Origin of the sequence: Cryobacterium sp. N21 (assembly GCF_002929575.1) — a bacterium.
Taxonomy (GTDB): domain Bacteria; phylum Actinomycetota; class Actinomycetes; order Actinomycetales; family Microbacteriaceae; genus Cryobacterium; species Cryobacterium flavum.
In genome coordinates this window covers 37,683-51,806 of sequence record NZ_PJJQ01000023.1, presented here as the reverse complement: position 1 = coordinate 51,806, position 14,124 = coordinate 37,683, and the positions used below count along the sequence as shown (strand labels likewise).

At 66.2% G+C, this 14,124-nt stretch carries 16 protein-coding genes; 8 read left to right on the top strand and 8 right to left on the bottom strand.

From position 1 onward, the window contains the following. Nucleotides 1–43 precede the first annotated feature (43 nt). Nucleotides 44–1,330, top strand: a complete 1,287-nt coding sequence (locus CXY77_RS01980; RefSeq protein ID WP_092341685.1) for an ATP-binding protein — start codon at nt 44–46, stop codon at nt 1,328–1,330. Between the two features lie 83 nt (nt 1,331–1,413). Here the strand turns inward: CXY77_RS01980 and CXY77_RS01975 are convergent, their stop codons facing one another. Beyond that, nucleotides 1,414–1,878 (bottom strand): hypothetical protein, encoded by a 465-nt coding sequence (locus tag CXY77_RS01975; protein WP_092341684.1) that lies wholly within the window; start codon nt 1,876–1,878, stop codon nt 1,414–1,416. Nucleotides 1,879–2,153: 275 nt separating this feature from the next. Between CXY77_RS01975 and CXY77_RS01970 the strand changes: the two genes are divergently transcribed. Genes CXY77_RS01970 through CXY77_RS01960 form a run of 3 tightly spaced genes read left to right on the top strand, consistent with a single transcriptional unit; the run spans nt 2,154 to nt 4,579 of the window. After that, a complete protein-coding gene (locus tag CXY77_RS01970) occupies nt 2,154–3,260 on the top strand; it encodes an ATP-binding cassette domain-containing protein (protein WP_092341683.1) in 1,107 nt (368 codons plus the stop codon). Beyond that, nucleotides 3,257–4,156, top strand: a complete 900-nt coding sequence (locus CXY77_RS01965; protein ID WP_369831284.1) for an ABC transporter permease — start codon at nt 3,257–3,259, stop codon at nt 4,154–4,156. The genes CXY77_RS01970 and CXY77_RS01965 overlap by 4 nt, the downstream gene beginning before the upstream one ends. Nucleotides 4,157–4,186: 30 nt before the next feature. Further along, on the top strand, nt 4,187–4,579 hold the full coding sequence (locus CXY77_RS01960) for a VOC family protein (RefSeq protein WP_092341682.1): 393 nt from the start codon (nt 4,187–4,189) through the stop codon (nt 4,577–4,579). A 5-nt stretch (nt 4,580–4,584) separates the two neighbouring features. Here the strand turns inward: CXY77_RS01960 and CXY77_RS01955 are convergent, their stop codons facing one another. Continuing rightward, on the bottom strand, nt 4,585–5,433 hold the full coding sequence (locus tag CXY77_RS01955) for a LysR family substrate-binding domain-containing protein (RefSeq protein WP_092341681.1): 849 nt from the start codon (nt 5,431–5,433) through the stop codon (nt 4,585–4,587). Nucleotides 5,434–5,509: 76 nt separating this feature from the next. On the opposite strand from CXY77_RS01955, the gene CXY77_RS01950 reads away from it, so the two are divergent. Continuing rightward, nucleotides 5,510–5,950 (top strand): DUF5997 family protein, encoded by a 441-nt coding sequence (locus tag CXY77_RS01950; RefSeq protein WP_092341680.1) that lies wholly within the window; start codon nt 5,510–5,512, stop codon nt 5,948–5,950. Nucleotides 5,951–5,996: 46 nt separating this feature from the next. On the opposite strand, the gene CXY77_RS01945 is transcribed toward CXY77_RS01950, so the two are convergent. Then, nucleotides 5,997–6,671 carry an alpha/beta hydrolase gene (locus tag CXY77_RS01945; RefSeq protein WP_092341679.1) on the bottom strand — a complete coding sequence of 225 codons (675 nt, stop codon included), beginning with the start codon at nt 6,669–6,671 and terminating at the stop codon, nt 5,997–5,999. Nucleotides 6,672–6,788: 117 nt separating this feature from the next. On the opposite strand from CXY77_RS01945, the gene CXY77_RS01940 reads away from it, so the two are divergent. Next, on the top strand, nt 6,789–7,373 hold the full coding sequence (locus CXY77_RS01940; RefSeq protein WP_092341678.1) for an NUDIX hydrolase family protein: 585 nt from the start codon (nt 6,789–6,791) through the stop codon (nt 7,371–7,373). A gap of 36 nt (nt 7,374–7,409) precedes the next feature. Here CXY77_RS01940 and CXY77_RS01935 read toward each other — a convergent pair whose 3' ends face one another. The 5 genes from CXY77_RS01935 to CXY77_RS01915 all read right to left on the bottom strand — a co-directional run bounded on the left by CXY77_RS01935 (nt 7,410) and on the right by CXY77_RS01915 (nt 12,336). Next, entirely contained in the window at nt 7,410–8,399 is a 990-nt protein-coding gene (locus tag CXY77_RS01935) for a nucleoside hydrolase (protein ID WP_092341677.1), read from the bottom strand. Between the two features lie 100 nt (nt 8,400–8,499). Next, a complete protein-coding gene (locus CXY77_RS01930) occupies nt 8,500–8,991 on the bottom strand; it encodes a GNAT family N-acetyltransferase (RefSeq protein WP_092341676.1) in 492 nt (163 codons plus the stop codon). Between the two features lie 106 nt (nt 8,992–9,097). Next, nucleotides 9,098–10,708, bottom strand: coding sequence for a DEAD/DEAH box helicase (locus tag CXY77_RS01925; RefSeq protein WP_092341675.1), 1,611 nt, complete (start codon nt 10,706–10,708; stop codon nt 9,098–9,100). A gap of 382 nt (nt 10,709–11,090) precedes the next feature. Then, nucleotides 11,091–11,729 (bottom strand): DUF1684 domain-containing protein, encoded by a 639-nt coding sequence (locus CXY77_RS01920; RefSeq protein ID WP_092341674.1) that lies wholly within the window; start codon nt 11,727–11,729, stop codon nt 11,091–11,093. Nucleotides 11,730–11,775: 46 nt separating this feature from the next. Further along, nucleotides 11,776–12,336 (bottom strand): hypothetical protein, encoded by a 561-nt coding sequence (locus CXY77_RS01915; protein ID WP_174775010.1) that lies wholly within the window; start codon nt 12,334–12,336, stop codon nt 11,776–11,778. A gap of 44 nt (nt 12,337–12,380) precedes the next feature. Here CXY77_RS01915 and CXY77_RS01910 point away from each other — a divergent pair, with 44 nt between their 5' ends. Together CXY77_RS01910 and CXY77_RS01905 are read left to right on the top strand one after the other, a co-directional pair. Continuing rightward, on the top strand, nt 12,381–12,821 hold the full coding sequence (locus CXY77_RS01910) for an EVE domain-containing protein (protein ID WP_104129517.1): 441 nt from the start codon (nt 12,381–12,383) through the stop codon (nt 12,819–12,821). A gap of 37 nt (nt 12,822–12,858) precedes the next feature. Then, nucleotides 12,859–14,118 (top strand): hypothetical protein, encoded by a 1,260-nt coding sequence (locus CXY77_RS01905; RefSeq protein ID WP_092341672.1) that lies wholly within the window; start codon nt 12,859–12,861, stop codon nt 14,116–14,118. The last annotated feature ends 6 nt before the right edge of the window (nt 14,119–14,124 follow it).

Below are 14,124 nucleotides of genomic sequence, written 5' to 3'. Positions count from 1 at the left end.
GGTGCAATAGATTGGCAGCACAACCAACAATGCGAGGTTCACGATGACTGGCTGGCGATTGCGCGATTTTCACTCCGACGACCTGGACGGCATTCTGCGCCTGTGGGAAGAACTCAAGGCCTCCGACACGGAGCCGGTCTACGGTCTCTCCGAGGTACTCGCCTCCTGCGAGAAGGACCACGCCGTCGTGGCGGTGCACGGCGATGAGGTCGTCGGTGCCGCCGTCGGCCGGGCCGCCCATGCCCAGGGCTGGATCGTTTTTCTTGCCACCGCCGAGAAATGGCAGAGCCAGGGCATCGGCACGGCCATGCTCGCCGCGCTGGAAGCCCGGATGGCCCCGCACGGCATGACCAAACTCTCGGCGCTCATGCCCGAATCCGAGACCAAGGTGGATGCCTTTCTCAACCGCGGATTCGAAGTGAAGAAGAACCTGCGCTACTTCGAACGGCACATTCCGGTGCAGCGCGAGGAGCTCAAGCTGCTCGCCGAGCTTGGCGGCCGGGTGTTGCCGCGGGACCTCTGGCAGAAGGTCGGCGGCATGGCGCACGAGAAGGAACTGCTCGAGCGCCGGTTGGTCATGCCGCTGGCCAAGCCCGAACTCGCCGAGCAATACGGGGTCTCACCGCCCAAAGCCGTCGTGTTGTTCGGCCCTCCCGGCACCGGAAAGACCACCTTCGCCAAGGCGATCGCCTCCCGCCTGGAGTGGTCGTTCATCGAAGTCTTCCCGTCGCGACTCGCTGCCGACCCGCAGGGGCTCGCGGGAGCACTGCGCGAAACGTTTCTGAAGATCTCCGAGCTCGAACACGCGGTCGTGTTCATCGACGAGGTCGAAGAGATCGCCGCCCAGCGCTCCGGCGAACCGCCGTCGGCCATGCAGGGCGTCACCAACGAGCTGCTCAAGATCATTCCGGCCTTCCGCGAACAGCCCGGTCGCCTGTTGGTCTGTGCGACCAACTTCATTCGCGCGCTCGACTCCGCCTTCCTCCGGCATGGCCGCTTCGACTATGTCGTGCCGATCGGCCTGCCGGATGTCGCCGCTCGCCAGGCCATCTGGGAGCGGTACATTCCTCAAAGCGTGTCCGGCGAGGTCGACCTCGCCGTTCTGGTCGAGAAAAGCGACGGGTTCTCGCCCGCCGACGTCGAGTACGCCGCCCATAGGGCTTCGCAGCACGCGCTCGAGAACGCGCTCTATCGTTCCGGCGACGGGCCCGTCATCAACGGCCCGAGCACCGACGACTATGCCCTGGCGATCTCCGAAACCCGCCGCACCGTGTCCGACGATGTTGCCGCCGAGTTCCTCGAGGACATCGAGCGCCTAGCCCGGCTGTAGCCGGGCGTGCCCGGGCCCACCTCACGAACGCGGGCCCAGTTTTCAGGCTGGAACCGCGTCACCGTAACGGTGAGCCCGAATGGTCAGCGCGCCTTGCGGTGGTAGACCAGCGCGGCCACGAGCGACTGCCAGATGGCGAAGAACTCGACGGCGAGTGACAACAGGCCAAGCGGTTCCAGCCAGTTTCCAATGTCGCCCGTCGCCATCGGCATGCCGACCGTGCGATTGATGACAAAGCCGACGATGACGGCCGCGGACAGCGCAGCGGCGGCGAGGAAGTCGATTCTCGATCCCACGATGAGAACCCGTTCGATCAACACGGCTGCGGCAATGATGATTCCGATGTACGCGAAGGCGAGGTAGGGAGTTTCGGCGAATTTGCTCGGAAGGTCGAGAATGTGAATCGCCCCGATGACGGCGAGCGACAGCGCAACGGTGATCCGGCGCGTGAGCAGGCGCTGGTCGATCAGACGCGCGGTCGTGCTGTCGGGATGAGCTGCAGCGAGCCGCATCCGTTCGTCAGTGGATCGCGTGGCGGTCGTAGTCATAAATACCTCTCCATGGGGTGTCTCCCCGCATGAACACTGACAGGCGTGTGGCCTGCCCGGGCGATTCATCGGCAGTGCATAGGACACTCCGTGGTCGCTGCCAGAAAGAGGCCTCCTTCCTGAGATCTTCACAGGAACAGCGGGTGGCGCGGCCGCAAAACAATGCATCGCCGAACCTCTTATGGGGAAGTGGGTTCGAGATTCGCCCGGGGACGGGGCCTGGGCCCCGACCAAGATTGGGCGGGCGGTTGTCGATGTCGGAGGGGATTACTAGCATGGCATCGAACCTGATTGCACCCCCGATACGGCAAGGATTCCACGTGATCATTGAGGCCCAGGGCCTGACCAAGACCTACCAATCCAAGAGTGGTCCGGTGCACGCGCTCGCCGGGCTCGACCTGCAGGTGCCGCGTGGCACGGTCAAGGCCCTCCTCGGTCCCAACGGTGCCGGAAAAACCACCGTCGTGAAGATGCTCACGACACTGATTCGACCGGATGCCGGCACCGCCGTCATCGACGGAATCGACGTCGTGCGCCACCCCAAATCGGTGCGCCGCATCATCGGGGTCTCCGGCCAGTATGCCGCCGTCGACGAGAACCTCACCGGATTCGAGAACCTGGAGATGGTCGGTCGGCTGTACCACCTGGGCGGCGCGGCTGCCCGCAAACGGGCGCAGGAGCTCATCGACCTGTTCGAGCTCACTGCCGCCGGTAACCGGCCGGTCAAGGGGTTCTCCGGAGGCATGCGTCGTCGCATTGACCTCGCCGGAGCGCTTGTCATCAATCCCAAAGTGCTCTTTCTCGATGAACCGACCACCGGGCTCGACCCGCGCAGCCGGATCGCCCTGTGGGATGTCATCAAGCGTCTCGTCGCCGACGGAACGACGGTGCTGCTGACCACGCAATACCTCGAAGAGGCCGACCAGCTCGCCGATGACATCGTCGTCATCGACGACGGCCGAGTGATCGCCGAGGGCACTTCTGATCAGCTCAAGGCCCAGATCGGTGGACACCGTGTGGTGGTTGCCCTGGTCGACGCCGCCGACAGCGCCGCTGCGCAGGACATCCTGGCCCGGTACGGCTCGGGTGATCCTACGGTCTCCGCCGACGGTCGAGGGGTCGACGTTGCCGTCACCGATGGGCCTACCGCCCTGCAGAGTATGCTCGCCGATTTGCGTGCCGCTGAGATCACCCTGCACGATGCCGGAATGCGCCGTCCCACGCTCGACGACGTTTTCCTCAAGCTCACCGGGCACAAAGCCGATCTCACAGCGAGCGATGACGACTCGGACGGGCCGAAACTCTCGAAACGGGCGCAGGCCAAACGGGACCAGTCGCGCGGGGCGAACGCCGACACGGCAGACCTGGCGGAAGTGAAATGAGCGCCAGGCACGCTTCGGTTCCGGTAGAGTCGCCGATGGCGACCGGCCTCGCCCCGGGTGAATCCCGCGTGGCCACCCTGCCGCCGCTACCGACGTGGAATCCGCTGTCGCTCTGGTACTCCGACGGCTGGACCGTCACCAAGCGCAACCTGATCAAGATCAAGCGGTCGCCCGACATGCTGGTATTCGCCGTGATCCAACCGATCATGTTCGTGCTGCTGTTCAGTCAGGTCTATGGCGGCGCCATCGCCGTGGCGGGCAGCGACTATACGCAATTCCTGATGGCGGGCATCTTTGCCCAGACCGTCGTGTTCGGTGCCACGTTCTCGGGAGCTGCCATGGCGCTCGACCTGAAAGAGGGCATCATCGACCGGTTTCGGAGCCTGCCGATGAACGCATCCGCTGTGCTGATCGGTCGAACCAACGGCGACCTCGTGCTCAACACCATCTCCATGGTGATCATGATGGCAACCGGACTGGCCGTCGGCTGGCGGGTGAACACCTCGCCGCTGGAGGTTCTGGCCGGAGTGGGCCTGCTGCTTCTGTTCGGCTACGCCTTCAGCTGGGTGATGGCGCTGCTCGGCATGAGCGTGAAGAGCCCCGAAGTCATCAACAATGCGTCGTTTCTCATTCTGTTTCCGCTGACCTTCGTCTCGAACGCGTTCGTACCGAGCGAAACCCTGCCCACCCCTCTGCGCCTCTTCGCCGAGTGGAACCCGGTGTCCTCACTCGTGCAGGCGGTGCGCCAGCTCTTCGGCAACCTCGGAACCGCGCCGGTGCCTGATATCTGGACCATGCAGAACCCGATTCTCACCGTTCTTATCGGCATCACCGTGATGTTGCTCGTGTTCGTGCCACTATGCATTCGCAAGTTCGCGTCGATCAGCTCCCGCTGACTGACCTTTCATCGACAAAGGAGTCACCTCATGACCGAACACGCCGTCGGTATCGTCGCCGGATTCAGTGGTTTCGCGGTCTCCGACCTCGACGCCGCGCACACCTTCTATGCCGAAACCCTCGGCCTCGAAGTCTCCGTCGGGGAGATGGGCATGCTGCGTATAGCTCTGCCAGGCGGAGCCACCGTCATCGTCTACCCCAAGCCGGACTTCGTGCCGGCGACCTATACGATCCTGAATTTCGCGGTGACCGATCTTGATGCCACGGTCGACGAACTCACCGAACGCGGCGTAGATTTTCTGCGCTACGACGGCTTTGAGCAGAATGACAAGGGAATTGCCGCCGGCGGCGGACAAGGGCCGGACATCGCATGGTTCACCGACCCGTCCGGCAACATTCTGTCGGTGCTGAAAAACCCCTAGTTCTTCTAGTGCCCGCGGCCCTTGCCCTTGTTGGGATTCTTGGTCGGGCGGGTGCGGCCGGGTGAGCTCTCGGTTCTTTTGCGCACGGCCGGCTTGGCCTTGGCTGCCGCAACTCGGATGGCTTTGGCCGCGGCCTTGGCTTTGTCGGTCTTCTTGGGTTTGCGCGGCGGTTTTCCCGGGCGGCCATCGCTATGCACCGGTGCCTCTTCGGTGTCAGCGGATGCCGCGGCGGCGGCACCGGCATCCGTTCGCGAGCTCTGCCTGGAGCGCCCGCGCACGATGCCGATGAACTCTTCGATGTCGTCGCTGGTCTCGCGGGTGATCCAGGCCAGGGCGATCTGGGTGTCGGCGACCCCCGTCACCGGGCGGGAGACCACGTCTTTGCGACCGTACAGTCGGGCGATCGAGTGCGGAACGATGATGATGCCGACGCCGGCGGCAACCTGCTCCATCGTCTCGTCGAGATCACGCATGGGCGGCAGGGCGCGGCGGGTGCCGTCCCGAATCTCGTCGGCGATATCGCGCCATTCAGGCACGTCGTCCGGGTTCTGAAGCAGGTGTTCACCCGCCAGGTCGGCCAGGAGCACGGTCTCGGCCTGCAGGGTTTCGTGGTCCTTCGACGCGACAACGACCGGAATCTCGTTGTACAGGTTGATGACGCTGAGGTTGGTGTCGTCGATCGGAAGGCGTACCAGACTGACGTCGGCCCGGCCGTCGTGCAGCACCGCGATCTGCTCCGCGGGCTCCGTGCGAAACGCGGAGAGGGGAACGTCGGGGCGGCGGTCATTCCAGATGCGGGTCCATTTGGTGGGGGTGACACCGGCGACGAAGGCGATGGAAAAGCTCACCGGCATCCTTTCTCGTAGTAGTTGAGGGCAGCAGAGGTCGATTTGCCCAAACGAGGGCCCTCTCAGGCTATACGCTTGAACAATGAGTTCCGAGAAGAAGCCCCAGACAATGAAGCCCGCCACGGCGGCCCAGAAACTCGGGATTCTGCCGGGCGCGGCACCGGCCGAGTTCCAGACCGAATTCGTCAGCCGCACCGAGCTGGCCGACCTCATGGCTAACCCGCCGGAATGGCTCACCCTGCTGCGCGCCAACGGCCCGCACCCACGCCAGGTCGTCGCCGCCAAGCTCGGCGTCTCGATCTCCGGCTTGGCCCGCAGTGACATCATCGACCCGCTGACCACCGCTGAGATCGCCGCCCTGCTGCAGCAGCCGCCGGCCTGGCTCGTGTTGGAACGTTCCACCCAGGCCGGCGTGCGCGCCGACCAGATCGCCGTGAAAGACCGCGACGCCCAGCGCGCCGCTAAGAAGGCGCACGTCGAGCGTCAGGCTTCGCAGGAGCAGGCCAAGCGCGACCGCTCCTGACCCGCTGAAAGCGGATGCCGGTGACCGGCATCCGCTTTTCGTGTGTTTAGGCGGTCGGCTCGGCCGCGACTGAGGCGTACTGGGTGCGCAGAAAATTCACCACGTCGCCGAGTTCGGCCTGCGAGATCGAGTGGGGAAGTCCCTCGTAGATGCGCTCGGTGAGGGTGCTGTGGTCGGGCAACCAGGCCTGGGTGCGTTCGATCGCGCTGGGCGGAATCACGCCGTCGGCGGTACCGCGCCCCCAGAACACCGGAAGCGGCTGTTCGGCCAGCTCGGCGTCGCTGATTTGCGGGCCGGTCGCGATGAATCCAGAGAGGTTCACCGCGAAACTGAACCGGTCGGGCGCGGCACGCAATAGTTCGAGCGCCATCGCTCCGCCCTGCGAGAATCCGAGCAGGCCGATCGATGGCGGTTGTTGCGGCAGGGCGTCGAGCCAGTCGAGCACGGCGTTGACCGCGGCGGTGACGGTGGTCGGGTCTGGGCTGCCCGGTTCGCTGATCGGAAACCAGGCCCAGCCGTCGGTGACCGGGAGCGGCGCTGGCAGCGGCGCGCGCAGGGCGGCAATCACCGGTTCGAGCGGCAGGTGCGGGGCCAGCGAGAACAGGTCGCCCTCGTGCGAGCCGTAGCCGTGCATGATGATCAACAACGGGCGGTCAGCCTGGTCGGCGCTGGTCGCCGACCAGAGTACGGCCGAGTTGTCGATGGGGGTGCTGGTGGTCATGGGTCCTCCCGGGTTCGCGGCGCCGTGTCCTCCCATACTTCCATTGCCGCGCCGGTTCTCCACATCGCGTAACGGCTCGAGTGCACGGCCGAGGCCGGCGTAGGACAGAATGGCACTATGAGCGTGCGAACCCCTGACCCAGACCCGGACTGGACGCCGAAGCCCCCCGCGGGAGCCCCGAATACGAATCCGGGCTGGCTGAAAGACGTCGAACTCGCCGAGATTCGCCGCCGGCTCCCAATTCTCTACATCGAGGCCGTGCCCGTGCGGGTCGATGGCCTCGGTCAGGTCGTCGAGGTCGGCGTTTTATTACGCGCTCGTCCTACCGGCGAGATGACGCGCACCCTGGTCTCCGGCCGCGTGCTCTACGGCGAGACCCTACGCGACGCGCTGTTCCGCCACCTCGAAAAAGACCTCGGTCCGATGGCCTTTCCGCAGCTGCCGGCCAGCCCTGTGCCGTTCACGGTCGCCGAATACTTTCCGATGCCGGGCATCACCGCCTACACGGATGACCGCCAGCACGCCGTCTCGCTGGCCTACGTCGTTCCCGTAACCGGCACCTGCGACCCCCGCCAGGACGCGCTCGAAATCACCTGGATGACGCCGGCCGAGGCCGCCTCGCCGGGGGTCTCCGCCGAGATGGAAGGCGGTCGCGGCACCCTGCTGCGCGCGGCCCTGGCCTCCGTGGGTCAGCTGTACTGACCCGCTGAGCGGATGCCGCGCGCGGCATCCGCTTGGTTACTGCTCCAGCGCCGATCCGAGGCCGAGCGTGTTGAGGAACAGGCGTACGTAGCGGTCGACGTCGACGTCGAGGGCTACCTCGGCGGCCTCCCACGCGGTCGCCAGCCCGTGCACGATGTCTTCTCCCGGGTGGATGCGCTTGTCGACCAGCGTCTGTCCGCGCCCGTAGCCGGCGAGCTGCACCCGCAGCGGCAACATCTCGATGGTGAGGGCGCAGGGATCGACGAGGGCACAGAGGGCTCCGGCGTCACCAATGAGGCCCGTGTATTCGGCGTTGCGGCCCGACCCGAGCGCGATCCGGTTGCCGAGTAGTCGACCGACGACCTGGGCGAGGTTGGAGTCGCTCTGCACGAGGGCACCGGCGACATACTCCGGGATCGACACCTGGTTGAACACGTCGAGACCGTACATGAACGTGGGCACGCCGGAGTCGAGCACGATGGCCGCGGCTTCCGGGTCGTGCCAGACGTTGAATTCGGCGACGGCGGTGGCGTTGCCGACCGTGGTGGATCCGCCCATGAACACGATGCGCTCGATGTTGTTCACGACGTCGGGGTACTGCCGCAACAGCAGTGCAAGGTTGGTCTGCGGCGCCAGCCCAACCAGGGTGACCGGGTGCGGGCTGGCCTGGATCAGTCTGTGCATGAGCTCGATCGAACTGATCGTCTCCGGCTGGCGGTCGGTCGGCGGAAGCTGCAGCGTGCCGAGGCCGCTTTCGCCGTGGACATGCGCGGCCGATCGGGCTGGTTCGAGCAAGGGGCGGCGGGCTCCGGCCGCGACCGGAATGTATGGGGCCTCCGCTACGTCGAGAATACGCAGGGTGTTTTCGACGACGCGCTCGAGGGAGGCGTTGCCGGCCACGCAGCTGATGCCGAGCACGTTGATGCCCGGGTGCGCGAGGGCAAACAGAATGGCCAGGGCGTCATCGACCCCGGTATCAACATCGAGGATGACAGGGATCGCCTCGGGGGCTGCGGAAGGACTCATCCGCTCACCCTATTGCTTTGAATATGCCCAAAACCCCCGTTGGGGGCTTTTGGGCTGCATTCGAGCGCTGTACGGCGAACTTTGCACTTGTGAGCGGGACCTAGCGAACCAGACGCACCTCGTGCAGCTTTTCGCCGAGCACCTCCTCATTACGCTCGAGGCCGTCCGCGACGTAGCCGTTGCGGGCGTAGAAGGCGTGCGCCCGGGGGTTGTCGGCGGCGACCCACAGCGACGAGGCACCGGGGTCGACCACGGAATCGAACAGTTGCTGGCCGACACCCGAGCCGTGGTTCGCCTCCAGCAGGTACATGAAAAATAACTCGTGCGGGGTGGGACGGTCACCGTCGCGCGTCGGTCCGCTGCCGGCGAATCCGACGATCTCGCCATCGACAAGGACGACTTTTTGACGGTATTCCGCGCCCTGAGTTGTGAAACGGCGCCAGAGGGCCGCGAGGCGCTGGGGCCGCAGCTGTGATAGGGCGGCCTGGCTGAGCAGGTGATCGTACGTTTCATGCCAGCAGGCGGCGTGTACGCGGCCCAGGCTTTCGGCATCCGCTTCTTCAACGGGTCGAACGACAACTGTGGTGTTCATGATTCGACACTAACCGTGTTTGCGGGTGCCCCGTGACGCGGGGCACGCAAAACGGGCCGGCCTCCGAGGAGACCGACCCGTTTTAGTAGGCGGATGCTGCGGCGGTTTAGCCCTGCGAGCGGCGGGGAGCAGAACGGCCGGCTCCACCCGAGCCGGGTCCGCGAACGAGTCCGCCGACCTGGAGGCTGCCGACGCGGGCTCCGCCGGAGCGGCCGGCGGCCGAACCGGAGCGGGGCGCGCTGGTGGCAGCGCCGGCCGGACGACCGGTGCGCTCACGACGAGCTCCACCGGCGGGAGCCGAGTCGCGGCTGCGGCCGCCGTCGTTGCGGTCAGTGCGAGCGCCGTCGCGGCCTCCGCCGGAGCGGCTGGCGCCGGCATCGCGACCGCCTTCTGAACGGCCACCCTGCGAGCGACCGCCTTCTGAGCGACCGCCCTGTGAACGGCCACCCTGCGAGCGACCGCCCTGTGAACGGCCACCCTGCGACTGGCGCTGTTGCTGCGGCGCTTCGACTCGGGGCGCCGGCTTGACGTAGGCGGCGACATCGCCGACGAGGGCGTCGACGGCGGGGGAGGCGGCATCGACGCGCTGCGGGGTCACCTTGATGGCGGCCTTGCGCAGAAGCGCGTCAGTGTCGCGCTTTTGCTCCGGCAGTACGACGGTGACGACGTCACCGGTGCTGCCGGCCCGGGCGGTACGGCCCGAACGGTGCAGGTACGCCTTGTGCTCGGCCGGCGGGTCAACGTGAATCACGAGTTCGATGTCGTCGACGTGCACGCCGCGAGCGGCGACATCCGTGGCGACGAGAACCTTGACCGTGCCGGCACTGAAGGCGGCGAGGTTACGGTCACGAGCAACCTGCGAGAGGTTTCCGTGCAGGTCGACGGAGGGGATGCCAGCGTCGGTGAGGCTCTTGGCGAGCTTCTTGGCCTGGTGCTTGGTGCGCATGAAGAGGATGCGACGGCCGGAGCCGCTCGCGAGCTTCTGCACGAGCTCCTTCTTCGCGTCAACGCCGGAGACCTCGAACACGTGGTGGGTCATGGCCGAGACGTGGCTGTTGGCCTCGTCGACCGAGTGCATCACCGGGTCGTGCAGAAAGCGCTTGACGATCTTGTCCACGCCGTTGTCCAACGTGGCGGAGAACAGCATGCGCTGGCCGTTGCCGGGGGTCTTGTCGAGGATGCGGGTGACGACCGGAAGAAAGCCGAGGTCGGCCATGTGGTCGGCCTCGTCGAGCACGGTGATCTCGACGGAATCGAGGTTCACGAAACCCTGCTTCATGAGGTCTTCGAGGCGGCCGGGGCAGGCGACGACGATGTCGACGCCGGCCTTGAGCGCGGTGACCTGACGGCCCTGCGAGACGCCGCCGAAGATGGTGGTGGTGTTGAGGCCGTAGGCCTCGGCGAGCGGGGTGATGGCGTTGGTGATCTGCGTGGCGAGCTCGCGAGTCGGCGCGAGAATCAGGCCGAGCGGGCGACCGGGGCGACGCTTGCCGCCGGCGAGGTTGCCACCGAGGCGAGAGACCATCGGGATAGAGAAGGCCAGGGTCTTGCCCGAGCCGGTCTTGCCGCGGCCGAGTACGTCGCGGCCGTTCAAAGTGTCAGGAAGGGTGTCGACCTGAATGGGGAAAGCGGTGTCGATTCCCTGTGAAGAGAGAACCTTGACCAGGGGAGCCGGCACGCCGAGCGTACTGAAAGTTGTAGATAAAGCTGTAGACAAAGTGGTGCCTTTCGGGGCATCAGTCTCCTCGCCCGTTTGTTTACCGCGCAGCGATAATCGAACCAGGAGGATTCACATGGCGAAGGTGCCGAAGGGCACATCCGTTCGCCGTAAGAATGTTTCATTCGAAAAATCAGGTCAGCTTGGTGGGCCGCCGGATAGAGAAGAGGGCGTTCTACGACGCAGCGAGCACAACTACGCACTCGCAAGTACTCCCACTCTAGCGGATGCTGTCAAATCGGCTCCGTGCCCACCCGTTTTTACCCTCGTATCCGGGGTGCTGGACCGAACTGCGGAGCTTTTCGGAAAATTCGGACAATATCGCACCCGGAGGCGCGCGAATCGGTGAATTCTCCGCAGTTATGAGCGGGCACCCGGATAGCTAGGAGTGGTCGCCGTGGTAGAGCTCGCCGACGGGCACCGGGGTGTCGATGATGTTGCCGACCTGCGGCAACGGGCAGGCCCACATCGGGTCGTACGCGCAGGAGGGATTGTAGGCGAAGTTGAAATCGAGAATGAGGGTGTCGTCGCCAACACCCGGGCCGAGATCAGCGCCCTTCATGGTGTCGAGCAGGTAGCGCCCGCCGCCGTAGGTTCCGTCGTTTTTGCCGGCCAGGGCGTCTTTCAGCGGCAGGAAAAGTCCGCCGCCGTAGCTGGCGAGCCGCCACACGTCGAGCGAGCCGAGGTACGGCAGCCGCACGGTTCCGACCAGATCGAACGGCACGGTGCCGTCGGTTCCGGTCTCCACCTGCATGCGATACGGCTGCTCGGCGCGGTGAACCTCGACCTCGAACCGCCAGTCCGGGTCGTAGGCGGCAATCGGAAGCCCGGTGAATGCCGAGCGGTCATCCGGCAGTAGCGGCGACGACGGATGCCCGGCGAACAGTTCGTCGCGCCCGGAACGCCACAGATCGTGCCCGCTCTTCGGGCTGCTCGCGCTCAGTTGCCGCACCCCGGCATACAGTCCGGTCACGCGACGGCGCCAGTCGGCGATCTGCAAGGCTCCGAGGGAAGAACTCATACGGGCTACGCTACCGCCGCCGGGCGCGGCGCACAGCAGGCATCCGCTAGTCGCGGGCGGTTTCGGCGGTGCCGGTGGAGTCCGCTGACTGCGCCGGCGGCACGAAGTTCGGGTCGTCGATGCCGAGGTCGTGCTGCCAGGTGGGGGCGAGGCGCTTGAGCCGCAGCAGGCGCCACTGCCAGAACGCCCAGAAGGTGGGCCAGAGCGCGAGCGTGGCAGGCCGCCCGCGAAAGATGAGCTGGTCGCGGTAGAGCGTTTTTCCGGTGCCGGCCGGGTCGGGCGCGATGGCCATGCGGTGGTCCCACAGCGTGACCGCGCTGAGCGCACCGGATACCCCGCGGCCGGTGTCGCGCAGAATGCGCACTCCGTCGGGTCGGTGCGTGGAGTCAGCGAGTCGAATGACCTGGGTGCCCATCGGTACGAGGCCGAGCGCGGTGAACACGGCGGGGTGTTCGCCGGGCTCCCAGCGGGTGGGAAAACCGTCGGCTTCGAGGGACTCGACCGCCATGAACGGGCTGCTCACCTCCCGAAACACGGCGGGGCTGTGAATGGCGTGCCAGGCGGCATCCGGTGTGCAGTCGAGGATCTCTTTCAGCAGTACGCGCATGGTTCTAGTTTGGTCTGACGACGGCATGCAGTACAACTAGACAGGTGGCAATTCGGTTCTGGCTGGGCGTTGTGCATCGCGAGCATGTGCTGCGCGGTGTTGATTTGGGAATTGCCCGCGCCAACCGTGGTGCCGGCGACATGATCGCGCAGATGGGCGAGGCTGACGGTATCGTCTACTACTCGCCGAAGACCGCGATCGAGGGCGAACCGCTCAAGGAATTCACCGCGATCGGTCGCATAGCGGATGCCTACGCGTACCAGGTCGGCGACCCGGGTGACGAATTTCGTCCGTGGCGACGCCGGGCGGACTACGACCTGGATGCCTGGCCCACCAGCATCCGCCCGCTGTTGCCCGTGTTGCAACTGACCCGCGACAACCTCAGCTGGGGTTTTCAGCTGCGAGCCGGCGTGCTGGAGATCTCGCGGCACGACTTCGAGATGATTCGGCAGCAGATGCGCCGGCCCTCCGCCGACGACCGGTAGGGCGTTTGGTCAGTAATCCCTTATTAGACTCAAGCCCATGAATGGCGATCTCTGGTGGGTACCCTCGGTCATCGTTATCGGCCTCGTTGTGGCCGGAGTCTGGGCGCTGGTGGGCGCCTCGCGGCGGCGCACCCGGGCCAGGCTCTGGCAGGTGAGAGCAGTGGCCACCGAGCTGGAACGCAACGCGTCGAGCAGCCTGGTGCGCGCCGACGACGTGGTGCAGGACGCCACCGACGAACTCAGCTTCGCGATCGCGCAGTTCGGGGAATCGGCAACGCGGGAGTTCGCCACCGCGCTCGCGACCTCGAGGCGACAGCTCAGCGATGCCTTCGCGCTGCAGCAGAAACTCGATGACGCGGTGCCGGACAGCGCTCTCGAGCGCAACCGCTGGAACCACCAGATCGTGCAGCTCGCCGACGAAGCGACCGGTCGGCTGACCAACCAGGCCCGCGATTTCACGGCCAAACGTGGTGTGGAGCGCAATGCGCCGCAGCAGATCGACGAACTGCGCCGTCGACAGGGCCGGGTGTCCGACCGCGTTGCGGGCGGAGCGAGCACCCTCACGAGGCTCGGCCTCAGCTATTCGGCCGCCGCGCTCGCGCCGATCAGCGGCAACGTCGACCGGGCCCGCACGGCTCTAGACGCTGCGCGGGCGAGCGCCGATGCGGCGGCGGCGCGCCTGGCAGCTACTGAGCCGGTCGGCGAGCAGCTGCAGGCAGCCGAGCACGCCCTGTTCCAGGCGACGCAGCTGCTCGACGCGATCGAAACCGGCGAAGACCAGCTCCACCGCGGCTTCGCAAACCTGCAGAAGGCGCTGGATGCTGCCGGTACGGAACTCGCCGAAGCCCGTGCCCTGCGCGATGGCCACGAAGAGTCCGACACGAGCGCGTCGCTTAACCAGGTCATCGCCGACGCCGCCTCCGTGCAGGCGTCTCTCCGCGAGCCCGGGCGGCCGAGCGACCCGGCCGCGGATCTGGTGACCCTCGAGGCCGCGATGAACGGGCTGGACAGCATCCGCTCGGAGGCGCGCAACCGCCAGCTGCGCCTCGACAACGCGCGCACCGCCCTGGCCGGGGCGCTGCTCACCGCGCGCAGCCAGATCACCGTCACTCGCGACTTCGTGGCCGCGCACCGCGGACGGGTGCAAGCTGCAGCCCGCACGCGCCTGGCCGAGGCCGAGCGGCAGCTGGCGCTCGCCGTGGCCGAAAGTGACCCGGTGACCGCGCTCGACACCGCGCGCCGGGCGATGACCCTCGCAACGGATGCCGACGCCCTCGCCCGCTACGACACGCACTGAACCCGG